Origin of the sequence: Streptomyces cadmiisoli, assembly GCF_003261055.1 — a bacterium.
In the GTDB taxonomy this organism is placed as follows: Bacteria; Actinomycetota; Actinomycetes; order Streptomycetales; family Streptomycetaceae; genus Streptomyces; species Streptomyces cadmiisoli.
The window spans coordinates 1559957-1582131 of sequence record NZ_CP030073.1; the positions used below are offsets into that span (position 1 = coordinate 1559957).

Annotated in this window: 18 protein-coding genes; 12 read left to right on the plus strand and 6 right to left on the minus strand. The window is 73.3% G+C overall.

Features of this window, described 5'->3' with window-relative positions; genetic code table 11:
• Positions 1 to 37 precede the first annotated feature (37 nt).
• Positions 38 to 652 (minus strand): hypothetical protein, encoded by a 615-nt coding sequence (locus DN051_RS06410; protein ID WP_162624862.1) that lies wholly within the window; start codon positions 650 to 652, stop codon positions 38 to 40.
• 87 nt (positions 653 to 739) lie between these two features.
• On the opposite strand from DN051_RS06410, the gene DN051_RS06415 reads away from it, so the two are divergent.
• Complete coding sequence (locus DN051_RS06415; RefSeq protein WP_112438194.1) at positions 740 to 2302, plus strand: amidohydrolase; 1563 nt, start codon at positions 740 to 742, stop codon at positions 2300 to 2302.
• A gap of 157 nt (positions 2303 to 2459) precedes the next feature.
• Here DN051_RS06415 and DN051_RS06420 read toward each other — a convergent pair whose 3' ends face one another.
• Positions 2460 to 3425 (minus strand): pirin family protein, encoded by a 966-nt coding sequence (locus DN051_RS06420; protein ID WP_112438195.1) that lies wholly within the window; start codon positions 3423 to 3425, stop codon positions 2460 to 2462.
• Between the two features lie 132 nt (positions 3426 to 3557).
• Here DN051_RS06420 and DN051_RS06425 point away from each other — a divergent pair, with 132 nt between their 5' ends.
• The 3 genes from DN051_RS06425 to DN051_RS06435 all read left to right on the plus strand — a co-directional run bounded on the left by DN051_RS06425 (position 3558) and on the right by DN051_RS06435 (position 4929).
• Entirely contained in the window at positions 3558 to 4049 is a 492-nt protein-coding gene (locus tag DN051_RS06425) for a MarR family winged helix-turn-helix transcriptional regulator (RefSeq protein ID WP_112438196.1), read from the plus strand.
• Positions 4046 to 4489, plus strand: a complete 444-nt coding sequence (locus DN051_RS06430; protein ID WP_112438197.1) for a MarR family winged helix-turn-helix transcriptional regulator — start codon at positions 4046 to 4048, stop codon at positions 4487 to 4489. Before DN051_RS06425 ends, DN051_RS06430 begins: the two co-directional genes overlap by 4 nt.
• Positions 4490 to 4581: 92 nt before the next feature.
• Positions 4582 to 4929 carry a tetratricopeptide repeat protein gene (locus tag DN051_RS06435; protein WP_053760593.1) on the plus strand — a complete coding sequence of 116 codons (348 nt, stop codon included), beginning with the start codon at positions 4582 to 4584 and terminating at the stop codon, positions 4927 to 4929.
• A gap of 63 nt (positions 4930 to 4992) precedes the next feature.
• On the opposite strand, the gene DN051_RS06440 is transcribed toward DN051_RS06435, so the two are convergent.
• Positions 4993 to 6423 (minus strand): PepSY-associated TM helix domain-containing protein, encoded by a 1431-nt coding sequence (locus tag DN051_RS06440; protein WP_053760592.1) that lies wholly within the window; start codon positions 6421 to 6423, stop codon positions 4993 to 4995.
• Positions 6424 to 6556: 133 nt separating this feature from the next.
• Between DN051_RS06440 and DN051_RS06445 the strand changes: the two genes are divergently transcribed.
• Positions 6557 to 7204, plus strand: coding sequence for a peptide deformylase (locus DN051_RS06445; protein ID WP_112438198.1), 648 nt, complete (start codon positions 6557 to 6559; stop codon positions 7202 to 7204).
• Between the two features lie 33 nt (positions 7205 to 7237).
• Here DN051_RS06445 and DN051_RS06450 read toward each other — a convergent pair whose 3' ends face one another.
• Positions 7238 to 8671: a dihydrolipoyl dehydrogenase family protein gene (locus DN051_RS06450; protein WP_112438199.1), complete on the minus strand. Its 1434-nt coding sequence runs from the start codon at positions 8669 to 8671 to the stop codon at positions 7238 to 7240.
• 146 nt (positions 8672 to 8817) lie between these two features.
• Here DN051_RS06450 and trxA point away from each other — a divergent pair, with 146 nt between their 5' ends.
• The gene (gene trxA, locus DN051_RS06455; RefSeq protein WP_053760620.1) at positions 8818 to 9186 is read left to right on the plus strand and encodes a thioredoxin; all 369 of its coding nucleotides are present in this window, start codon (positions 8818 to 8820) and stop codon (positions 9184 to 9186) included.
• A 143-nt stretch (positions 9187 to 9329) separates the two neighbouring features.
• Here trxA and DN051_RS06460 read toward each other — a convergent pair whose 3' ends face one another.
• Together DN051_RS06460 and DN051_RS06465 are read right to left on the minus strand one after the other, a co-directional pair.
• Positions 9330 to 10364 carry a LacI family DNA-binding transcriptional regulator gene (locus DN051_RS06460; protein ID WP_053760589.1) on the minus strand — a complete coding sequence of 345 codons (1035 nt, stop codon included), beginning with the start codon at positions 10362 to 10364 and terminating at the stop codon, positions 9330 to 9332.
• A gap of 124 nt (positions 10365 to 10488) precedes the next feature.
• Entirely contained in the window at positions 10489 to 11151 is a 663-nt protein-coding gene (locus tag DN051_RS06465; RefSeq protein ID WP_053760588.1) for a TetR/AcrR family transcriptional regulator, read from the minus strand.
• 120 nt (positions 11152 to 11271) lie between these two features.
• Between DN051_RS06465 and DN051_RS06470 the strand changes: the two genes are divergently transcribed.
• From DN051_RS06470 to DN051_RS06495, 6 genes are all read left to right on the plus strand, one after another.
• Complete coding sequence (locus DN051_RS06470; RefSeq protein ID WP_112438200.1) at positions 11272 to 11835, plus strand: NAD(P)H-dependent oxidoreductase; 564 nt, start codon at positions 11272 to 11274, stop codon at positions 11833 to 11835.
• A 573-nt stretch (positions 11836 to 12408) separates the two neighbouring features.
• Complete coding sequence (locus DN051_RS06475; RefSeq protein WP_053760586.1) at positions 12409 to 13416, plus strand: FkbM family methyltransferase; 1008 nt, start codon at positions 12409 to 12411, stop codon at positions 13414 to 13416.
• Positions 13417 to 14415: 999 nt separating this feature from the next.
• A complete protein-coding gene (locus tag DN051_RS06480) occupies positions 14416 to 16311 on the plus strand; it encodes a BTAD domain-containing putative transcriptional regulator (RefSeq protein ID WP_112438201.1) in 1896 nt (631 codons plus the stop codon).
• Positions 16312 to 16381: 70 nt separating this feature from the next.
• Positions 16382 to 18583, plus strand: a complete 2202-nt coding sequence (locus DN051_RS06485; RefSeq protein ID WP_112438202.1) for a TOMM precursor leader peptide-binding protein — start codon at positions 16382 to 16384, stop codon at positions 18581 to 18583.
• A 76-nt stretch (positions 18584 to 18659) separates the two neighbouring features.
• Positions 18660 to 20531: a TOMM precursor leader peptide-binding protein gene (locus DN051_RS06490; protein WP_112442099.1), complete on the plus strand. Its 1872-nt coding sequence runs from the start codon at positions 18660 to 18662 to the stop codon at positions 20529 to 20531.
• Between the two features lie 51 nt (positions 20532 to 20582).
• The gene (locus tag DN051_RS06495; RefSeq protein ID WP_053760583.1) at positions 20583 to 22166 is read left to right on the plus strand and encodes a nitroreductase family protein; all 1584 of its coding nucleotides are present in this window, start codon (positions 20583 to 20585) and stop codon (positions 22164 to 22166) included.
• Positions 22167 to 22175 lie beyond the last annotated feature (9 nt).

A 22175-nucleotide genomic window follows, 5' to 3' on the forward strand; every position in this document is an offset into this window, starting at 1 on the left:
CCGGAGTCACGGCGCATGGATCACCGCGCCCACAGACTTAGGTAAGGCTAACCAGAATCATCAAGGTCGACCAGTCCTCTGACGGAGCATCATCGATACGCACAAGTCGGTAGCGCTGCTCGTACGACGCACCACCGCGCCGCCCGGCCTTCTTCAGCCTCGCCGCCCGGCGCGCGGCCAGGATGAGCGCCTCCACCTGCGGCCGTTCCCGCCGCACACGGAGCAACGCGCGTACGGACAGCCCGGCGAGGGACGGCACGGCGGCCTGCGGGACCCCCCTGCGCACTCCGGTGAGCAGGATGCGCAGCGTGGCGGGGGTCAGCCGCGCCGGCGTGCCGCTGCCGCCGGCGTGGGCGCGGGCGAGCGTCCGCGCCTGCGTCATGGCCGCGGCGAACGAGGGGTCCTGCTGCTGCCAGTTGTGCAGCAGCTGCTCCGAGACCCCGGCGGCGACCGCGCAGCCCGCGGGACTCATCCCGAGGACGGCGGCGCGCACGGCCTCGGCCATGCGGGTCAGGGTGTCCTCACGCAGGCTCGGGCCGCGCCCCAGGGCATGGAGCAGCCGGCCGTCGAGGTCCTCTTGTTCGTCGAGGCGCTCCATCACACCATCGGCCCATGCCGCGAACCGGTCGGCGGAGTCCGTCCGTTCACTCACTCGCACTCCCATTAGGTTAGCCTAACCAAACCATAGAGGGTTCCGTGAAGTCGGCCACCCTCCCGGATCGGCCGGAAGGATCTGTCCGTGCTTTCGACGAGGATCACCAACGCCCGCTTGCTCACCATGGATCCGGCCCGGCCGACCGCCCGGGAGCTGGGCATCTGGCAGGGACGCGTCGTCGGGCTGGACGAGGACGTGGCGGGACTGCCGGCCCGCCGGACCGTGGACCTGGACGGGGCCGTGGTGCTGCCCGGCTTCATCGACAGCCATGTGCACCTGACCTGGACCGGGTTGAAGGCGAAGGCTCCCGGGGTCGCGCCGAGCCGGCGGGCCGACGACGTGCTGCGGACGGTGGCCGAGGCGACGGCGCAGGCCCCGGCGGGCGGCTGGGTCGACTTCGGCGGCTACGACCAGCGCACCCTGGACCGCCCGTTGACGGCCGCCGACCTCGATGCCGTCAGCGCCGGCCGCAAGGTGTACCTGGGGCACATCTCCGGCCATGCGTGCCTGGTCAACTCGGCTGTCCTGAAGGATCTCCCCGCCGATGCGGCGCGACCGGACGGCTTCCTGGTCGAGGGGGCCATGGGCGTCGCGCTCCGCTCCCGTCCGCCGTATTCGCTCACCGAACTGGCCGCGGCGATCGAACACGCCGCGCGGGTCTGCCGGTCGGAGGGCGTGACGGCCTGCGCGGAGGCCGGGGTGGGCGGGCGGCTCATCGGCCGCAGCCCGGTCGAGGCCGCGGCCTACCAACTCGCCCACGAGTCCGGGCGGCTGCCGCTGAGGGTGCAGCTCATGGCGGCCGCCGACGCGCTCCGTCCGGTCGCCACGGCCCCGCAGGACACCACGAGCCGGGCCCTCGATCTCGGACTGCGCACGGGATTCGGCGACGGGCGGCTCTCGCTGGGCGCCCTCAAGGTGTTCACCGACGGCGGCATGATGGCCCGCACGGCCGCGCTCACCCGCCCCTACCTGGGCACCGACACCAGCGGGCAACTCCAGGACGAACCCGAGGCGTTGGAGAGCACCATCGTGGCGGGACACCTCGCGGGCTGGCAGCTGGCCGTGCACGCCATCGGCGACCGCGCCGTGGACGTCGCCCTGGACGCCCTGGAGAAGGCCCAGAAGCTGAGCCCCCGGCCGGCGGCGCGGCATCGTATCGAGCACGCGGGCCTGGTCCGCCCCGACCAGTTGCCCCGGCTCGCGCGGCTCGGGGTGACCGTCGTGGTGCAGCCGACCTTTCTGCGCGAGTACGGCGACGACTACGCCACGGTGATGGGCGAGGACCGCGCCGACTGGCTCTACCGCGGCCGGGGTTTCCTCGAGCACGGCGTCCGGGTGGCAGGCAGCTCCGACCGCCCCGTCGCCGACGGCGCCCCGCTCCGGGCGATCCAGTTCATGGTCGAGCGGACCTCGCACTCGGGTCGGGCCATCGGCCCCGGTGAGGCGCTCACCGTGACGGAGGCACTGCACGCCTACACCACCGAGGCGGCCCGCGCCTGCCACTGGGAGAAGGACGCCGGCAGCCTCTCCCCCGGCAAGCGGGCGGATCTCGTGGTCCTCGGCGACGACCCGCACCGGGTGGAGGCGTCCCGCATCGGGGACATCGAGGTGGTCGGGACGTTCCTGGAGGGCGACGAGACGTACTGAGCGGGCGGCGGACGCCGGGAGGCTGTCCGCGGTCGGCGGTCGGCGTCGACGTCGGCGGTCGTACGTTCCCGAGCTGTCAGCCTGCGATGCGGACGGCGGTCGGCAGGCCGGCGGACAGGCACCAGGACCAAGGGGCAGCGGTCAGCGGTCCGGCAGGTCAGCGGACCCTGCCCCGCGGCTTCAGAGGAGTCGGCGGCAGTTCGGGAGCCGGCAGCGGATCGCCGTCGTAGCCGTCCACCTTCCCGAACGCCGAGCCCTCCATCCACTCCTGACGGGCCCGCACGATCTCGTCCTGGGAGCGTCCGATCCAGTTCCAGAACATGATCAGCTCCTCCTCGAACGGCTCACCGCCGAGGAGCATCAGCCCCGCGTCCGACTCGGCGCGCAGCGGCAGTTCAGCGCGGCCGCAGCCGAGGTAGAGCATGGAGCCGGGCAGCACGGGCACGCCGTCGACGTGGGCCTCACCGGACATGGACAGCACCGCGTACTCGAAGTCCGGCTCCAGCGGCAGGCGTACGTCCGCGCCGCGCGTGAGGGCGAGGTCTGCGCCGACGAGGGGGGTGTACGTCGTGCCGGGCGAGGTCGCGCCGTCGAGGCCGCCCAGGATGAGCGTGGCGCGCAGACCCGGCGCCGTGACGACCGGCAGTTCGGCGTGGTGTTCGAACCGCGGCTCGGTGTGGCGGTGGCCCTCCGGCAGAGCGACCCAGAGCTGCGCGCCGTGCAGGAACCGGGCGTGCGACCTGGGGCTTTCCTCGGAGTGGCTGATCGCCCGGCCGGAGGTCATGAGGCCCAGTTCGCGCGGGCGGACGGTCTGGACGGTGCCGGTCGAATCGCGGTGCAGCACTTCACCCTCGTGCAGCCAGCTCACCGTCTGCAGCCCCATGTGCGGATGGGGCGGCACCTGCATGCCGGCCTCCTGAGCGATGTCGTCCGGGCCGTAGTGGTCGACGAAGCACCAGGCGCCGACCATGCGGCGTCCCAGGTTGGGCAGCAGCCGGCGGACTTCGCCGGACTCACCGAGCATGACGCGGCGAGGGCTGAGGAGTTCACGCACCGGCTCCGCCACCACGAATCCGCGGCCGCCGCACACGGCGGGGACCGCCACGCGATCAAGATTGCTCATGGCGACAACCTAGCCCCGGCGGACACCCTCCGTCAGTCCGTTGCCGCGCCGTCGCCCGGGGGGCTGCCAGGGTTCCACCGTCCGCACCGAAAATAGTAGCCATGGACATAGTAGCCATGTACCGTATTTCTGGTGAGCAACGGTTCCGAGGGCGCGACGCCCGGTTTCCTGGTCTGGCGGCTGTCCATGAAGTGGCGTGTGGCGGTCGACCGCGCGGTCGCGCCCCTGGGCCTGACCCACGCGCAGTACTCGCTGGTCGCCTCGCTGCACGGCATGCAGCGCTCCGGGCTGCGGCCCAGTCAGCGGCGGCTCGCGGACCACACCGGCCTCGAACCGCTGTACGTCTCGAAGCTCGCGCGCGCCCTGGAGGGCGCCGGCCTGCTGGAGCGCACCCGCGATCCACGGGACCCGCGCGCCGTCCAACTGGCCCTCACGGACGAGGGCCGGGACGTCACACGCCGGGCCATCACCGTCGTTCACGGGCTGCTGGAGCAGTTGCTGCAACCGCTCGGCGGGCTCGGCGGCCCACGCGCGAGGGAGTTCACCCGCGATCTCGCCACCCTGCTCGACACACCACTCGATCCCTTCACCGAACACGACGAGAACAAGCAGGAGCAGACATGACGACCACCGCGCCCAGGGTCGACGGCCGCGTCATAGGCCTGGCCCACCACGCCGCCCGCGCCGTCCTCGAAACCGTGCTCGCCCGCCACGGCCTCACTTTCCACCAGGTGGTGACCCTCCGGCTCGTCGCCGTCGCCGGGGCCCCCGTCGAGCGTGCCGCGCTCGTCGCCGAGGTCGTCGGGGCGCTGAAGACCGACGCGTCCGAGGCGCGGGGCGTCGTCGACGGGCTGATCGCCGGAGGGCTCGTCGAGGCGGTGGACGCCGAGGTGCGGATCACCGGGGCCGGACAGGAGCTGTACGAGACGTCCGCCGCCGAGACCGGAGAGATCGCCGACCGGATCTACGCCGGGATCCCGGCCGAGGACCTGGCGGTGGCCGGGCGGGTGCTGACCCTGGTCACCGAACGCGCCGACGCCGAGCTGGCCGCCCTGGCGCAGTGAAACGGAGGGCGGGCGGGAGGCTCCGAGCGGTGTCCGGGCCCGCGGAATGCGCGACGGCCTCGCGTGGTTGAGTGCGTCGAAGGAGGTCAGCAGTGGAGATGACGTACTACGACCACGGAACGCCGGCCGAGCGCTGGGAGCGCGCGCGGATGTTCTTCGACGCCAAGGACTACGCCGCGGCGGCGCGCGTCCTGGGCGGGCTGGTCGAGGAGGTGCCGGAGCAGACCGGACCGCGGCTGCTGCTGGCCCGTGCCTACTACCACTCGGCCCAACTGCGGCGCGCCGAGGCGGAGCTGCGTGTCATCGTCGAGCGCGACCCGGTGGAGCACTACGCGCGGCTGCTGCTGGGCCGTACGCTCCAGCGGCAGAGCCGGTCCGAGGAGGCGGAGCCGCACCTGCGGATCGCCTCGGCGCTCGCGGGCGACTTCGAGGAGCTCTGACGGCTCCCGCCCCGCACGCCCCGGCGGGCCCGGCCTCCCCGCGGAGGCCGGGCCCGCCGTGTGTCACGGTCGCCCGGGCCGGCCCCCGGTACCGGCCGGGGCGCCCGGCGTCCGCCGCCCCCGCCGGTGCGCGATCTCACCGAGGACCACGTCCACGGCGATGAAAGCGGCCAGCGGGACACCGAGCAGCGGAAGGAAGTAGCCGACGACCGCGGTCACGGCCAGCAGCGGGACGAGGATCTGCGGCGGCACCTTGGCCCAGGCTCCGCGCGGCACCGGCCGGCCGAAGGCCGAGCCGCGGCCACGCTGCCACCACATGCGGTAGCCCAGCAGGATCAGCACGATCAGACTGAGCGCGACGAGCATCAGGGCGAGCTGGTTGACGAGCCCGAACAGGATGCCGGTGTGCAGGTCGATGCCCCAGCGGGTCAGCTTGGCCAGCAGCGGGTAGTCGGCGAAGCGCAGCACATCGGTGACCTCGCCGGTCGACGGGTCGACCGCGACCGAGTCCTGCTTCTCCGGCCAGCTGCGCTGCACCTGTCTGACGACGTAGGCCGAGCTCGCGTCGGCGGGCGGAACGATCTCCACCGGGTCGCCCAGCCCTTCGGCGCGGGCGGCGGCCAGCACCTTGTCCAGGCCGACCCCGTGCTCGGCGGTGCCGCCGGAGCCCGCCGCGGCACCGTGTCCCCCGTGGTCGCCGCCCGCCGTGGCCGAGATCGAGGGGGTGGAGTGGCCCAGCGAGGTGCGCAGTTCGCCGATGTTGGCGCCGGCGTACGTCGACCAGGTCAGTCCGGTCGCCGACAGGAACAGGAACCCGATCGCGGCCCAGGCGCCGACGGTTCCGTGCAGGCCGAGGGTGCGGCGCCGTCCGCCGGTGCCGCGTACCTTGCGCAGGGCGCGGCGTCGGGAGAACCACAGCACCAGGCCGCCGGCCGCGATCAACCACAGCCAGCTCGCGGCGAGTTCGCTGTACAGGCGCCCGGTCTCACCCAGGTGCAGATCGCGGTGGAACTCGTCGATCCAGGTGCGCAGCGGCAGCGCCCCGGTGGAGCCGTACTGCTCCAGGGCGCCGCGCACCTGACCGGTGTACGGGTCGACGAAAACCGCGAGTGTCTTGCCCTCGTCGATGCCGGGCACCCCGGCGAGCATGACGCGTGTGGTCTCGTCGTCCTGCGCGGAGGTCCGCACGGTCGCGACCGCGCCCTCGGGGTGGGCCTCGCGCGCGGCCTCGACCTGCTCGGATATCGGCAGCCTCGTGTCGCCGACCTCGGGGACGGTCATCTCGTCGGCGTACAGGATCTTCTCGGCCTGGAAAGAGCCCGCGTACAGGAAGCCCGTGGTGGCCGCGACGAGCAGGAACGGCGCGACGAGCACTCCCGCGTAGAAGTGCAGACGCAGGATCAGCGGGCGCAGCAGCGCCCGTCCGCCGGGTGACGGGGCCGACTCGGTCCGATGCGGGGACTCGTCCGTGTCGGTCGGGGGAGCGGTGGTCATCAGTGGGGTTTCTCCGGTCAGCTGGGGACGACTTTCAGCCAGGTGGAGCAGTAGTCGGAGGGCGAGGCGATCGAGTTCCCTCCGGCTCAAGTGGCCTGTGTCACATGACGGGGAGTCATGGCATGCTGACTGAATGTCTGCCCTCAGTGATCGTGTGCCACTCGCCGTGCGGGTCGAGCAACTCCTCGCCGCGGACGGCCCGTTGACGGTCGTCGCCGCGGGCGACCCCGTGCTGCGGCGCGGCACCGAGCCGTACGACGGCCAGTTGGAACCCGCCCTGCTGGCCCGGTTCGTCGAGGCCCTGCGCCGCACCATGCACGCCGCGCCGGGCGTCGGTCTCGCGGCGCCGCAGGTCGGCGTGGAGCTGCGGATCGCGGTGATCGAGGACCCGGCGCCGGTGCCGGAGGAGGTGCGGCTGGCGCGCGAGCGGGTGCCGCAGCCGTTCCGGGTGCTGGTGAATCCGAGGTACGAACCCGTCGGCGCCGGGCGCGCCGCGTTCTTCGAGGGCTGTCTGAGCGTGCCGGGCTGGCAGGCCGTGGTGGCCCGGCACGCCCAGGTGCGGCTGACCGGCGCCGACGAGCACGGGCGCGCGGTGGACGAGGTGTTCAGCGGCTGGCCCGCCCGGATCGTGCAGCACGAGACGGACCATCTGGACGGTGTGCTCTACCTCGACCGGGCCGAACCGCGTTCGCTGTCGTCCAACCAGGCGGTGCTGGAACGCTGGGCGCAGCCGACCCCGGTTCACGCCGCGCGGGAGCTGGGTTTCCGGCTGCCCGGATGATTCCGCCGAACCCGCCGGTCGGGGGCGGCGGCGTCAGTTGTCCCGGTAGCCCTCCAGCAGCCGCAGCCACACCTCGCTGAGCGTGGGGTACGCCGGCACCGCGTGCCAGAGCCTGCTCAGCGGCACCTCTCCGGCCACCGCGACGGTCGCCGCGTGGATGAGCTCGCCGACACCGGGGCCGACGAAGGTGACACCGCGCAGGATCTCCCGCTCCACGTCGACCACCATCCGGGCGCGTCCGCGGTGGCCGTCGCCGTACAGGCCCGCTCCGGCGACCGAGGAGAACTCGACGTCGACGGCCCGGACGCGGTGGCCGGCCTGCTTCGCCTCGGCCAGGGAGAGCCCCACGGCGGCGGCCTCCGGGTCGGCGAACACGACCTGGGGGACGGCTCCGTGATCGGCGGTGGCCGCGTGCGCGCCCCAGGGACCGGCTTCGGCCCCGGACCCGCCGAGGGCGCGCGCGGCGATGGCGGCGCCCGCGACGCGGGCCTGGTACTTGCCCTGGTGCGTGAGCAGGGCCCGGTGGTTGACGTCGCCGACCGCGTACAGCCAGTCGCTGCCGGTCACCCGCAGGCTGTCGTCGACCGGCAGCCAGGAACCCGGTTCCAGGCCGACCGTGTCGAGGCCGATGTCGCCGGTGCGCGGGGTGCGGCCGGTGGCGAACAGGATCTCGTCGGCCTCGACGCGCTCACCTTGGCCGGTGACGGCGACCACCGTGCCGTTCTCACGGGTCACCGACGTGACGGAGGTGCCGGTGCGCACGTCGGCGCCCGCGCCGGTCAGCCCCTCGGCGACGAGTTCGCCGGCGAACGGCTCCATGCGCGGCAGCAGTCCCTTGCCGCGGACGAGGAGCGTCACCCGGGAGCCGAGGGCCTGCCAGGCGGTGGCCATCTCGGTGGCGACGACACCGCCGCCGACGACGATCAGCCGGCCGGGCACCTCCTGGGCGCTGGTCGCCTCCCGGCTGGTCCAGGGGCGGACGTCCGCGAGACCGGGCAGCTCGGGCAGCAGGGCGCCGCTGCCGGTGCAGACGGCCACGGCGTGCCGGGCGGTCAGGGTGCGCGTGGTCCCGTCGGGGCCGGTCACGGTGACCGTGCGGGGGCCGGAGAGCCGTCCGTGCCCGCGGTGGAGGTCGGCGCCGATCCCTTCGAGCCACCGGACCTGGCCGTCGTCCTTCCAGTGCGAGGTGTACTCGTCGCGGTGGGCGAGGACGGCGGTGACGTCGAGCGGTCCCCGCGCCGCCTCCCGCAGACCCGGGACACGGCGGGCGTCGGCGCGCAGCAGGACCGGGCGCAGCAGGGCCTTGCTGGGCATGCAGGCCCAGTACGAGCACTCGCCGCCGACCAGCTCGCTCTCCACGACCGCCGTGCTCAGACCGGCCGCACGGGTGCGGTCGGCGACGTTCTCCCCCACGGGCCCGGCACCGAGAACCACTACGTCGTATGCGATGGAATCCGTTTCCGTCATGGGGGTCAGTCTGCTGGGTGGTGTCGCGCCGGGGCCATGTGGGTACGCGCGCCGTTGCCCGCCCGCCGGACCTCCGGAATACGTCACGGCCCGACCGTGTTGTGCCCACCGGTTCGACCCCCACCTCAGGAAGAGGGATGCACACCATGAGCAACACCGTGGAGCTCACCAAGGAGAACTTCGACCAGACGGTCACGGACAACGACTTCGTCCTGATCGACTTCTGGGCGTCCTGGTGCGGGCCGTGCCGGCAGTTCGCACCGGTCTACGACAAGGCCGCCCAGGACAACCCGGACCTGGTCTTCGGCAAGGTGGACACCGAGGCACAGCCCGAGCTGGCCGCCGCCTTCGGGATCCAGTCCATCCCCACGCTGATGATCGTGCGGGACAAGGTCGCCGTGTTCGCGCAGCCGGGCGCACTGCCGGAGGCGGCCCTGGCGGACGTCATCGGCCAGGCCCGCAAGCTGGACATGGACGAGGTGCGCAAGTCCGTGGCCGAGCAGCAGACGCCGTAGGACGGCGCCCGGCAGCACTGCCGCTCGCCTCGGGCGGAACCGGCCGCGCTCCCGTGTGCGGCACGGGCGGCGCGCCCCGGCCGGGACGCGCCGCCGCGATTCGGTACGCCCTCGCGCGGCAGGGTGCGGTGCGGGCCGGCGGGTCAGGTCGATTCGCGCTGGATCACGGCGGCGCCCAGCACCTCGTGCCGTTCGGGGGCGGCGGCCGGGTCGCGCACCGCGCGGTCTACCAGTTCGGCGAGTTCCCGGCCCGAGGGCAGTTCGATGTGGACGGTGCTCAGCCGGGGCCGCAGCAGCCGGCCGAGCATCAGGTCGTCGGAGCCGATCAGCGCCGTGTCCTCGGGGATGCGGACGCCGGCGTCCTGGAGGGCCCGCATCAGCAGCATCGCGTACTCGTCGTTGTAGGCGAAGACCGCGTCGAGGCCGAGTTCCGGCCAGCGCTCGGCGAGCCGCGCCGCGGCCTCCTCGTCGTGCGCGAGGGGCAGCTCGGTGACGACGGCGTCCGTGCCGCGCAGGCCCCGGCGCACACCGTCGAGGCGGGGCGCGGAGTAGATCTCCAGGCCGGGCTCCTCCGGTAAGACCACGCCGATACGGCGCCGGCCTCGGGCGTAGAGGTGGGTGGCGGCGACCTGTCCGACGGCCGCGTGGTCCATGAGCAGGGCGTGCGCGCCCTCGACCGCCTCCGGGCCGAGTGTCACGACGGCGCGGGCACCGGAGCGCTGGAGCACCGCGACGCCCTGCGGGCCCACGCGGGAGCCGGGCACCAGAACCGCGACCGGCCGCAGTTCGGCCCAGGCGCGGGCGGCCTCGTCGCCTTGCAGACCGAGGGTGCCGTACTGCACCACCGTGTACTCGAGCCGGCTGAGGGCCCACTGGAGCTCGTTGATGAACCGGCCGTAGAGCGGACCGACCGGGACGGTCGGGGACGGCATGAGGACCATACGGCTCTGCCCGGCGCGCAGACTGCGGGCGGCGGCGTGCGGTACGTATCCCAGTTCCTTGGCGGCCTCGTGCACACGGCGGCGCGTGGGTTCGCTGATCCGTACGGCGCTGGTGTTGTTCAGGACGTACGAGACGGTCGCGCGCGAGACGCCGGCCAGGCGGGCCACATCGGCGCTCGTGGGCACGGCGCGCTGCGGGGTCGGCGCGGACGCGGGCGTGTTCGGTATCTGCACCATGACGTAGGCATCTTGGCAGAGGCGACGGCACGCGCCACGGGCGGGGGAACATGCTTTCGGTTTGAACGAAAGCGTTCGGGCGGAACCCCGCGTCGCCCGGTCCGTCCGCCGGGGCCGACCGGCCTCAGCCGGGCGGTTCGGTGCGCGTCAGCCGGGCCACGAGGTCGACCCAGCCCGCCTCCAGCCGCTCCAGCGGCATCCCGCACTGCCTGGTCAGGTGATGGATGACCGCGGGGTCGAGGTACCCCATCAGCGTCTGGGCGAGCAGGTCGCAGTCCGCGTCGGGGACCTCCTGCCGCAGCAGCAGCAGGACGTGCCTCTGCAGCAGGCGCCGGGCAGGCGGGACGAAGCGGCTGTCCGGGGGCCGTTCCGCCGCGAGCTGGAGCTCCAGCTGGTCCACCGACTTGCGCAGCGCGGCGACGCCGAAGGCGCGCAGCCGCTCCACGGGCGGAGCCCCGGGCCCCAGCGGCGGGGGCCCGCCGAGGAAGGCCGCCTGGAACTGCTTCTCGGTGTGGTCGAGCAGGGCCGTGAGCAGGCCCACCCGGTCCCCGAAGCGGCGGAACACCGTGCCCTTGCCGACCGAGGCCGCCGCGGCCACCGCCTCCATCGTGACGGCGGACGCTCCGCAATCCGCGATCAGCTGCTCGGCCGCCTCCAGCAGCCGTGCGCGGTTGCGTGCCGCGTCGGCGCGCAGGCACTGCTCCTCCTCGTGCACACCGAGTTCGAGCAACTCGTGCGGGACGTGAGGTTCCTTGGAGCCGGAGAGCGGGGGCAGGGACGCGGACATGAAGACAGCGTAAAGCACCCGGAAGAAACTGGACCGCGGTCCGGTTATGCTGCTAGACATTAACCGGACCTCGGTCCGGATACCCGTTTTCAATGATGAACCCCCCTCAGGAGTCCCTTTATGTCCGTTCGCATCCTCGCGCTCGTCGGCAGCCTCCGCGCCGGCTCGCACAACCGCCAGCTCGCGGAGGCGGCCGTCAAGGTCGCCCCCGAGGGCTCCGACATCCAGCTCTACGAGGGTCTGGCAGACATCCCCTTCTACAACGAGGACATCGACGTCGAGGGCGACGTCCCGGCCGCGGCCGCCCGGCTGCGCGAGGCCGCGGCCGCCGCCGACGCCCTCCTGCTGTTCACCCCCGAGTACAACGGCACCATCCCGGCCGTCCTGAAGAACGCCATCGACTGGCTGTCCCGCCCGTACGGCACCGGCGCGATCACCGACAAGCCGGTGGCCGTGGTCGGCACCGCGTTCGGCCAGTACGGCGGTGTGTGGGCGCAGGACGAGGCCCGCAAGGCAGTGGGCATCGCCGGCGGCAAGGTGCTGGAGGACGTCAAGCTCTCCATCCCGGGCTCCGTGACCCGCTTCGCCGAGACGCACCCGGCCGACGACGCCGAGGTCGTCGCCCAGATCGCCGAGGTCGTCACGCGCCTGCACGGCCACGGAACGGATCAGGCGGCCGCCTGATCCCGAACGGGCGGGACGGGCTGCCGCCTCACCCGAGGACGGGGCGGGCGGCGGCCTCCCGCAAGGGGGCGGGGCAGACCGCCCCCTGATCCCGAAAGGACGGCCCGCGGCCACGTCGCCACACCGGGCCGCGAGCCGCCCGCACACGCGCCGCGGCAGTCCGCACCTGCCGCGCGCACGGGGAGATGCCCCGGCCCACCCGGGCCGGGGCATCGGCTGTTCCGGCGCACCCGCCGGGGCGAAGGGTCTGACTGCAACCCCGGGGCCGGGGCACCCGGGCGCACCCGTCCGCGACCCGCGGCAGGATCACCGCGTCGCACCTTCCCGTGCCCCGCGGCCGGAGCATCGGCCGTTCCCCGGCACCGACCACATCTGCGGACCTGGCCACGGAGGCAGATCCCCGCGCGAGCACGACCCTCGCCCACCGCCGAGCGCCCGACGGTCGTCCCCTTCCACGGCCCTCCGGCTCTTCACAGCGGCCCGAGGGCGACACCGCACACCCGCCCGTTTCCGGGAAGACGAAAATCGTTCAACCCGACGACGCTTCGACGCCAACTCTGCCAGGGTGTGCGGATGCAGACCCTTTACCGACGACTGCTCAGATTGATGCCCCGGCTCGGCCTACAGGTGACCGACCTCGGACCGGGGACCGCGGTGGTCTCCCGGCGCGGCCGACGGATCCGGACCCCGCTCGGTCCGGGGGCGGATCTGCTGGTCAGGAACGACGGGCGGTACTCGGTGTCGGACGCCGGCAAGGACGCCTGGCTCGTACTGCGCGGCAGGGCGCCGGCGGCCGGCAGCCCGGCCCCGGAGTGGACGGGGGTCCCCCTCGGCGACACGGGCGCGCGGCTCCTCATCGACCGGCGCGCCGACGCGGACGAGCGCAAGATCCAGCTGGCGGCAGCCGAGTACCTCTGTTCCCAGCACGTCACCGCGATGCTCGAGCTCTACGGAGTGAACTGCGTCTTCGACGTGGGAGCCAACACCGGCCAGTACGCCCGGCGCCTGCGCCGGCTCGGCTACACCGGCCGCATCGTCTCCTTCGAGCCCACCTCGAACGCCTTCGCCCGCCTCCGGGACGCCGCCGCCGGCGACCCCGACTGGCAGGTCCACCACTGCGGACTCGGGCGGGAGGACACCGCCACCTCCATCCATGTCGGCTGGAAGACGATGAACTCGCTTCTCCCGCCCAGCGACTACGGCCGCGACCGCTACCCCCGCTTCGCCACGACCCGTACGGAGCAGATCGAGATCCGGCGCCTGGACTCGGTGATGGACGAGGCCCTCGACGGCATCAAGGACCCCCGCCCGTACCTGAAGATGGACACCCAGGGATACGACCTGGAGGTCTTCGCCGGCGCCGGCGTCCGCGTCGCCGACTTCGTGGGCCTCCAGTCGGAGGTGGCCGTGCTGCGGCTGTACGAGGGCAGCCCGCCGATGAGCGAGGCCGTCGCCGCGTACGAGGCCGAGGGCTTCGACATCACCGGCATGTATCCGGTGACCCGCGAGGCCGCCACGGGACGCGTGGTGGAGTTCGACTGCGTGATGATGCGGGCGAAGTCGGCCCCGGCGAAGGACTGACCGGACGCAGGGGCGGCCCGGACCGGGCCGCCCCGCCTCGTGCCGTGGCCGCGGACCGGGAGCCGGCGACGCGGATGTTTGGCGCCCGCTCCCCATGGGAAAACAGAATGCGCAACTGCTTTTCGATCAAAAAGCACGGGCGCACCACATGAATGCCGGCCCAACGGAAGTTGGCCTGCGGCTCCACGACGGTGGAACGCTGTGAATTCCCCCGTCAGGAAAGCGTTCGAGTTGTGAGCTCCACACCCCGGGCCGGAACCACGCAACCGCCCCGGCAGCGAATTCGGCCCGCTTCTGCGGCCCGAGCGTTCCGCTCCGCGTCAGCTCGGTGAAAGCGACCGGCCCCACGGGCCGAGGATCGCTCCGGTTGATCCGCAGGACATGCGGAATTAACGCTTCCTTACGCATCTCGTTCCTTTCGGCGGGACAAGCGGGACTGATCGTTCCAGGCCGCCGCGGAACTACTGCTACCGCCAGTAACACGCCGTCAAATGCCGCTGCCCGATGACCGGGGTATCGGAACGGCCAAAAGAAGCAGAATGTTATTCACCTTTTGCCCTTGCGGACAGGCCGTCCTGCCCGATCGAAGCGGGTCGCGGATGTGGTGCACGCAGGGCTCCGACCTGGGGTTTCACCGTCCGGGTGCCGAGTTCGGCAGCATCCGGCCGGCCCCCAACCGGACAAAGGGACCAAGTCCAGCATTCATGAAATACAGCGGGAATCCCGGCGCGCTCTCAATTTTCACGAACCAGGGGATCGACGTGGCTGCTTCTCGTCACTAAAGTACCCCGTGGCACATGCACGGAAGGCCTCAAAAAGGGGCCGAACGGCCTTTGTCGCAGATTCGGACTCTTTTCGCGTACCCTCTTCGACTCGTCGGGCGCCAATAACCCTTATTCGTCCGCGACATTTGCACCCGTATTCTCTCCGGTCCCGATGGTGAGCTCGATCAGCCACCACTCACGGACCGCCAGTTGACACAACGGAGCGATAAGTAGGATGCGGTTCCAGTTGTTGGGGCTCCTCAGCATCAGCGACGGTGACCATGCCGTCGTACTGCAGCCGTCCAAACCGACGAGTCTGCTGGCCGCCCTGCTCATCCACCCGGGCGCGGTCGTCTCGACCGACTATCTGCTGCGCGCGGTCTGGGACACGGAACCGCCCGCGACGGCCCGGGCGGCCCTGCAGAGCTGCGTTCTGCGGCTGCGCCGGATCTTCGCGAAGTACGGGATCGCCAACGACACGATCGAGGCCGTGCCCGGCGGTTACCGCATGCGGATGGACCGCGAGACGCTCGACCTCGTCCGCTTCCGCGACCTGGTCCGCTCCGCCGGTTCCACCCGCGACCAGGACACCGAGCGCTATGCGCTCCGCGAGGCCCTCGACCTGTGGCACGGGCCCGTGCTGGCGAACGTCTCCTCGCGCATGCTGCACCGCGACGAGGCACCCCGGCTGACCGAGGAGCGGCTGAGCGCGCTGGAGCGCCTCTGCGACATCGAACTGGCGCGCGGTCGATGTCGCGAGGTCCTGGCGGAGGTGTGGGACGCGGCCCGGCGCCACCCGGAGCGGGAGCGCTTCGCCGAGCAGTTGATCGAGGCCCTGTACCGAACCGGCCGCCAGACCGAGGCACTTGCGGAGATCAGAGCCGTCAAGGAACGGCTGAAGGAGGAGTTCGGGATCGATCCCGGCGCTCCGCTGCAACGCCTGGAACTGGCCATCCTGCGCGGCGAGGAGCTCGACGGCTCCCCGGCCCGCGCGGTCGCCGCCATCGAAGCGCGGGTGTCGTCCGACGGTGCGCGCCTCGCGGCCGCCCGGAACGGCGCGACGGCCACCGTCCCGGCCCTCGTCCCGGCGCTGCCCGCATCCCCCGCGCAGGTCCCGGCGCTGCCCGCTGCTCCGTCGTCCGCCCATGCGCTGCCCGCCCGGACGACGGAGCAGTCCGCGGCGACGGTCCCGGTCCCGACGGTCGCTCCCGTCCCCTGTTTCACCGGGCGCGGGCACCAACTCGTCGCACTTCAACGCGCGTTGACAAGCGGCGGGCCGGAGGCCGGCCCGGTGGTGATCTCCGGGGCCCCCGGCATCGGCAAGACCGCCCTCGCCCTGCAAGCGGCCCATCTGGTCCAGGAGGCCTTCCCCGGCGGCTGCTTCACGGTCCCGCTGACCGGTCCGGACGGCGAACCCCTCGGTGCCGACGAGGCCCGCGCCCAACTGCCGCCCCCCGGCCCGGCCGGACGCCGTCTGCTGATCCTCGACGACGCCGTGAGCGCGGAGCAGGTCAGACCGCTCCTGCCGGCTCCCGCCGAGGGAGTCGCCGTGGTGACCAGCAGACGCGGCCTGGCCGGCCTGGTCGCCACCCACGGCGGCGTCGTGCTGCGCCTCGACACGTTCGACGAAGAGGAGTCGCACCGGCTGCTCGTCGGCACACTGGGCGCCGAGCGCGTCGCCGCGGAACCGGACGCCACCCGCCGACTCGCCCGGATCTGCGGACACTTCCCGCTGGGTCTGCGGATCGCCGCCGCCCGGCTGCAGACCCGGCCGGGACTGGGCATCGGCGACTGCGCCGGCTGGCTGGCCGCGGATCTGCCGGCCCGGCTCTCCCTGGCCGACGAGCCGCTCATGTCCGTACCCCGCGTCTTCGAGGCCGCCCTGCGGCGGCTGAGCCCGGACCTGAGCGAGGCCTTCCTGCTCCTGGCCACCGAGCAGGCGGACGCCGCTGTCAGCGGCACGTCGCCCGGTGTGCCGGACGAGGTGCTCGAACAACTCGCGGACGCCGGGCTGATCGAAGAGGGCCCGCCCAAGCCGTACCGCATCCACGAACTGCTCAGAATCTACGCGCGTCAGCAGACCGCCGCCCCGCCGCGGCCGAGCGTTCGCACCGCGTCGGCGACCGGCTGAACCCGGCCGCCGGCAGCGCAACGCCCGCCCGACCGTCCCCACCCGCCCTCCACCGAGAGGTGACACCAGCATGCAATCCGCACGGTACGAAGCCGTCGCCGCGTCCCGCCCCCGCATCCGGCGCGACGTCCTGTTCACCGAGACCCCCGACGGTGTCCTCTTCCACAACGCCGACGGCGGCTTCCGGCTGACGGCACGCTCGGCGTACCGCTTCGCCACCCTGCTCGTACCGCACCTCGACGGCGCGCACACGGTCGCCGAGATCTGCGAGGGCTTCGGCGACCGGCAGCGCGCGATGGTCGGCGAGCTCGTCGGCACGCTCTACGAGCGGGGATTCGCCCGTGACGTCCCGTCCGGACCCGAGGGCGACGTGTCCGACGGACCCGAGCCGTCCGTCGCGGTGGCCCGCCGCTACGCGGCCCAGATCGCCTACACCGACCACTACGCCGACGACGCCGCGCGCCGCTTCCAGCGGTTCCGCGGCACGCGGGTGGCCGTGGTCGGCACCGATCTCGTGGCCCGCTGGTGCGTGCTGAGCCTGATCCGCAACGGCGGCGCCGCGGTCGGCGTACTGCCCGGGCTGGACCGGGACGAGATCGCCGACGAGGCGGCGGCCGCCGCGGTGGACGGCTGCCCCGTGGAGATCCGGGACCTGGCCGAGGACGCTCCGCTCACCTGGGCCGCGCTTGACGGGTACGACGTCGTCGTGGTCACGGGCGGCCCCGACGCGCCGCGCGTCGTGTTCGAGCTGCTGCGGGCCGGTGTGCCGGCCGGCCGCACCCTCCTGCCGGCCTGGTCGTTCGGACGGCTCGCGGTCGTCGGTCCGTCGATGTCCGCGCAGACGGCGGGCTGCTGGGCGTGCGCCGTGCTGCGGCTGGGCGCGAACGACGGCTCCGCGCAGGCCGCCGACGTGTGGAGCTCTCTCGCCCTGCCGGGCGACGCCGCGCCGGCCTTCGGCGAGCACCCCGGCCGTCCGCAGTCCGCGATGCTCGGGAACCTGCTCGGCTACGAGGTGTTCCGGATGGCCACCGGCGCCCTGCCCGCCGAGACCGCCGGACAGATCGTCGTCCAGGACACGGAGTCGCTGGACGTGGCCGCCGAACCACTGCTGCCGCACCCCCGCTGCCCCTGGTGCGCGGACGACACGGCGGCCGAACCGCCCGAGGTGGACCTCGCGACCGTGGACGCCGCTGCCGCCGCCCTGGCGCTGCCCACGGTGGACACGGCCCGCGAGGCGGACGCGCTCGTGGAGGAGCTCAACCGCCGTTCGGTGCTGCTGCGTTCGCACGCCGGGGTGTTCGCACGCTTCGACGACGAGGACATCACCCAGACGCCCCTGAAGCTCAGCGTCGTCGAACTCGGCCTCGGCCACGGGCGTCCGCGCCGGGTCGCCGCCGCCGACGTCCACCACGTGGCCGGAGCCCGGCTGCGGGCACTGCACCGTGCCGCCGAGATCTACGCCGAGCACATCGTCCCCGCGCCGCGTGCCGCCGCGCCCGAGCAGGCTGTCCGCCTGGCACCGGCCGACCTGGGCGTCTTCGCCGGCACCGGCGGCGGCGAGGCCGACGTGCGCGGCTGGGTCGCGGCGACGTCGCTGCTCACCAAGGAGCGCTTCCTGGTGCCGTCGGCGGCCGTGCGCCCCTTCGGCGCCGACAACCGCGACCGGATCTTCGAGGCGACGAGCGCGGGCCTGCGGGCCGGGGCGAGCGTCGCCGACGCCGCCGCCCGGGGCATGCTGTCGGCTCTCGCCCACGACGCGCTCCAGCGGGCGATCCGCGGTTCCGTCGCGCGCCGCGTCGACGTGCCCGCCGACGTCGATCCCGAACTCACCTTCCTGGTCCGCTCCGCCGCCAACCTCGGAGTCGAGGCGGAACTCCTCGACCTCGGGGAGCGGGAGCGCTCCGGGGTGGCCGTGGTGCTGGCCCGTTCCGGCGCCCGCTGGGCGGTGGCGGCCGACCTGTCGTACCCGGCCGCGGCGTCCGCGGCGCTGCGCGACCTGCTGGCGGAGGTCCAGGCGGAGCAGCAGTCCGTCGCGGCGGGGACGACGTTCGGGGATCCCGTGCTGAGCGATCTCGACCCCCGCACCCTGCCCGTCTCCGGCACCGTGACCGCCGAGCCGGCGCCCGCCGCGTCGTGGGCGGACGTCCTGCTCCGGCTCGGCGAGCAGGGCCGTGACGCCCTCGTCGTCCCCACGGGTTCGGCGGACCTGGAGCGCGCCGGCGTCCACGTCGTACGTGTCCTGCTCACCTCGGAGGCCCGGCGTGTCGGCTAGCGCGACGGCGAGCGCGCCGGGCGCCGGAGTGCCGACCCGGCCCGCGGACACCGCCGAACCGAGCGCGGTCCGGCTCATGACGGGCCTGTTGCGGACGGCTCTGGACCGGCAGGGCCACACCGGCATCGAGGTGTCGGTGCGCGCCCTGGGCCTCGTCGACGCGTTCGCCGACGCCCCCACCCCGTTCGACGGCACCGCGAACACGGTGCCGGTGCACCTGTACGCGGGGCAGGCGCTGGCCGGTCCGCCGACCGGGGGCGCCTCACCCTGCCCGCACTGCCTCACCCGGCGCTGGCAGGCCGTCCGTTCCGTGGCGCTGCGCGACGCCCTCGAACTGGGCGGCACGACGCACGAGTCCGGGCCGTGGCCGTACGCCGTCCCGTTCGCCGCCGACGCGCTCGCCTCCCTGGTGGCGCAGGTGGCCGCGCAGCCGGTCCGCGAGCCGTTCCCGGACGTCCACGTGCTCGACCTGCGGTCCCTGACGGTGCGCCACTACCCCCTGGTGCCCGACCCGCAGTGCCCGGCGTGCTCCGCACCCGTGCCCGACACCGCCGAGGGTGCCGCCGTCACGCTGTCCCCGGCGCCGAAGCACGAGCCGGGCTCGTTCCGGCTGCGCGGCATCGAGGCGTACGACATCGACGTCGCGGCGTTCGCGAACCCGGTGTTCGGGGCCCTCGGACCGTCCGTCGTCCAGGACGTGTCGTCCACGTCCACGTCGGCGACCATCGGCTGCTTCTCGATGCGGTCCGGGGAGTATCTGCGGGAGACGTTCTGGGGCGGACACGCCGGTTCGTTCGGCGCCAGCGCGCGCATCGGGGTCCTGGAGGGCCTGGAGCGGTACGCGGGCATGCGGGCGCGCGGCAAGCGGACGACGGTGTACGGCACGCTCGACGAGTTCGGCGAGGACGCCGTGGACCCGCGGCGCGTGGGGCTCTACTCGGAGGCCTTCCACCGGGAGAACCCCCGCGTCGTGCCGTTCGCCCCGGACCGGGTGATCCCCTGGGTGTGGGGCCACTCCCTGCGGGACGGCACGCCCCGGCTGGTGCCCGAGATCCTGACGTACTACCACGCGCCCGGTCTGGAGAACCGGTTCGTGCAGGAGAGCTCCAACGGCTGCGCGTCGGGCGGCTGCGTCGAGGAGGCCGTCTACTTCGGCCTGATGGAGGTCGTCGAGCGGGACGCCTTCCTCCTCACCTGGTACGGACGGCAGCCGCTGCCCGAGATCGATCCGGCCACCAGCGCCCGCCCCGCCACCCGGCACATGGTGGAGCGGCTGGCGATGTACGGCTACCGGGCCCGGTTCTTCGACACCCGGATCACCTTCCCCATCCCCGTCGTCACCGGTGTCGCGGAGCGGCTCGACGGCGGTCTCGGCCGGATGTGCTTCGGCGCCGGCGCCGGGCTCGACCCGGAGTCCGCGCTGGACGCGGCGCTCTGCGAGATCGCCACCGACGCGGTGAACCTCCAGGGCAGGTCGGAACGGGACGAGGCCCGGCTGCGCACCATGGCGAAGGACTTCACCGAGGTCACGGCGCTGCACGACCACCCGCTCGTCTACGGCGTCCCGGAGATGGGCGTCCACGCCGACTTCCTGCTGCGCGCGACACCCACACGCGGGCCGCTCGCGGTCGCCGACCTCGCGTGGCCGGACGCCTCCGGCGCGATGGTCTCCCCCGATCTGCGGGACGACCTGGAGCGGTGCGTCGCCGCGGTGACCGCGGCCGGCTTCGACGTGGTGGTCGTGGACCAGACCCTGCCCGAGCAGCGGCTGCTGGGACTGCACACGTTCAGCGTGCTGGTGCCCGGACTGCTGCCGATCGACTTCGGCTGGTCACGTCAGCGCGCCCTGGGCATGCCCCGGCTGCGCACCGCGCTGCGCGAGGCGGGCCTGCGGGAGCGGGACCTGGAGACGGCCGACCTCAACCCGGCCCCGCACCCCTTCCCCTGACCGTCCGCACCGCACCCCTTCAAGCCCCACGCCACAGCAGAGGAGAGTCCCATGGGCTACGCCCATGAATACGCGACGGCCATCATGCACCGGGGCCGGATCCCGATGGAGCCGGTCGACTTCGTGCCCGACTGGGCGGACCGGCCGCGCAAGACGAAGCACTACCCGGGTGCCGAGTCGTTCCCGCTGCCGGACGCGCCGTACCCCGCGCACGCCACGCTCACGGCCGGCTGCCTGAGCGACGGCGAGCCCGGCGCGGACCGGCGCTTCTCGCTGCCGCTGCTGTCCGGCATGCTGCTGGACTCCTACGGGCTGACCGGCCGGCGCCTGGGCGTCCAGGCCAACACCGATCTGGCGGCCCTCCCCCACTACACGCAGGCCAACTGGTCCCGGGGCACCGCCTCCGGCGGCGGTCTGTACCCGGTGAGCGTCTACTGGGTCGCCGGGCCGTCCGGACCGCTCGCGCCCGGCGTCCACCACTACTCCCCGCCGCACCACGCCATGCGCAGGCTCCTCGCGGGCGACGTCAGCGGGGAGGTGCGCGCGGCGCTCGGATCGCACGGCGAGGCGACCGACCAGTACCTGGTGCTGGGCGTCAAGTACTGGCAGAACGCGTTCAAGTACAACAGCTTCTCCTTCCACGCCGTGTCCATGGACGTCGGGGCGCTGCTCCAGACCTGGCGCATGTGGGCGCGGGCCCGCGGGCTGCGGCTGGCGCCCGCCCTCTGGTTCGACGAGGCGCGCCTCGGCCGGCTGCTGGGGCTGGGTGAGGAGGAGGGGCTGTTCGCCGTCGTCCCGCTGCACTGGGACTCGCCGCGGCCCGCCGCCGAGGCGCGTGCGGCGGACGGCGCGGCCGTCGTCCGCCAGGACGTGGAACGGTCGCGCAGGGTGCTCGAGTTCGACACGCTCCAGGCCATCCACCGCGCGACGGCCGAGCACGCCGTCGACCGGCCGGCGCCCGGCGCGCTGGACGGCAGCGCGCCCGCCCCGCCGGCCGCGACCGGGGACCCGGTCGCCCTGCCGCCCGCCGCGTTCCCGGCCGTCAGCGTGCGCGCCGCACTGCGCTCGCGCCGCAGCAGCTTCGGCCGGTTCGACGCGACCGTGCCGACGACCGCGGCACAGCTGGCCACGACGCTCGCGGCCTGCGCGGCGACCCGGCTCGACAGCGACGCGGAACCCGAGGGCACCCCGCGGCTGAGCCGGCTGTACGCCTTCGTCAACCACGTCGAGGGCATCGAGCCGGGCGCCTACGCCTACGAACCCGACACCCACACCCTGCGCCTGGTCGTGGCCGGCCCGCCGGGCCGGTTCCTCCAGGACAACTACTTCCTGTCCAACTACAACCTCGAACAGGCCGGGGCGGTCGTCGTCCCGACGCTGCGGACCACCGCGGTCCTCGACGCCGTCGGCGACCGGGGCTACCGGCTGGTCAACGCCACCGTCGGGGCGATCGCCCAGACCTTCTACACCGCCTCGTCCGCCCTGGGCCTCGGCGCCGGCGTCGCCCTCGGCTTCGACAACATCTCCTACATCGAGGAGCTCGGGCTGGAGGGCACCGGGGAGGCCCCGCTGCTGATCATGCTGCTCGGCAACGAGCGGCCGCAGCCCGCCGACTTCCGCTCCGAGATCGCCTGACAGGGGGCC

What these genes read in the sequence shown, in the direction of transcription:
- DN051_RS06490 (WP_112442099.1), top strand. Translation starts at nt 18,660, where the DNA reads ATGACGGGCCTGTTGCGGACGGCTCTGGACCGGCAGGGCCACACCGGC.
- DN051_RS06445 (WP_112438198.1), top strand. Translation starts at nt 6,557, where the DNA reads ATGTCTGCCCTCAGTGATCGTGTGCCACTCGCCGTGCGGGTCGAGCAA.
- DN051_RS06470 (WP_112438200.1), top strand. Translation starts at nt 11,272, where the DNA reads ATGTCCGTTCGCATCCTCGCGCTCGTCGGCAGCCTCCGCGCCGGCTCG.
- DN051_RS06440 (WP_053760592.1), bottom strand. Translation starts at nt 6,423, where the DNA reads ATGACCACCGCTCCCCCGACCGACACGGACGAGTCCCCGCATCGGACC.
- DN051_RS06430 (WP_112438197.1), top strand. Translation starts at nt 4,046, where the DNA reads ATGACGACCACCGCGCCCAGGGTCGACGGCCGCGTCATAGGCCTGGCC.
- DN051_RS06495 (WP_053760583.1), top strand. Translation starts at nt 20,583, where the DNA reads ATGGGCTACGCCCATGAATACGCGACGGCCATCATGCACCGGGGCCGG.
- DN051_RS06450 (WP_112438199.1), bottom strand. Translation starts at nt 8,671, where the DNA reads ATGACGGAAACGGATTCCATCGCATACGACGTAGTGGTTCTCGGTGCC.
- trxA (WP_053760620.1), top strand. Translation starts at nt 8,818, where the DNA reads ATGAGCAACACCGTGGAGCTCACCAAGGAGAACTTCGACCAGACGGTC.
- DN051_RS06485 (WP_112438202.1), top strand. Translation starts at nt 16,382, where the DNA reads ATGCAATCCGCACGGTACGAAGCCGTCGCCGCGTCCCGCCCCCGCATC.
- DN051_RS06480 (WP_112438201.1), top strand. Translation starts at nt 14,416, where the DNA reads ATGCGGTTCCAGTTGTTGGGGCTCCTCAGCATCAGCGACGGTGACCAT.
- DN051_RS06460 (WP_053760589.1), bottom strand. Translation starts at nt 10,364, where the DNA reads ATGGTGCAGATACCGAACACGCCCGCGTCCGCGCCGACCCCGCAGCGC.
- DN051_RS06420 (WP_112438195.1), bottom strand. Translation starts at nt 3,425, where the DNA reads ATGAGCAATCTTGATCGCGTGGCGGTCCCCGCCGTGTGCGGCGGCCGC.
- DN051_RS06465 (WP_053760588.1), bottom strand. Translation starts at nt 11,151, where the DNA reads ATGTCCGCGTCCCTGCCCCCGCTCTCCGGCTCCAAGGAACCTCACGTC.
- DN051_RS06475 (WP_053760586.1), top strand. Translation starts at nt 12,409, where the DNA reads ATGCAGACCCTTTACCGACGACTGCTCAGATTGATGCCCCGGCTCGGC.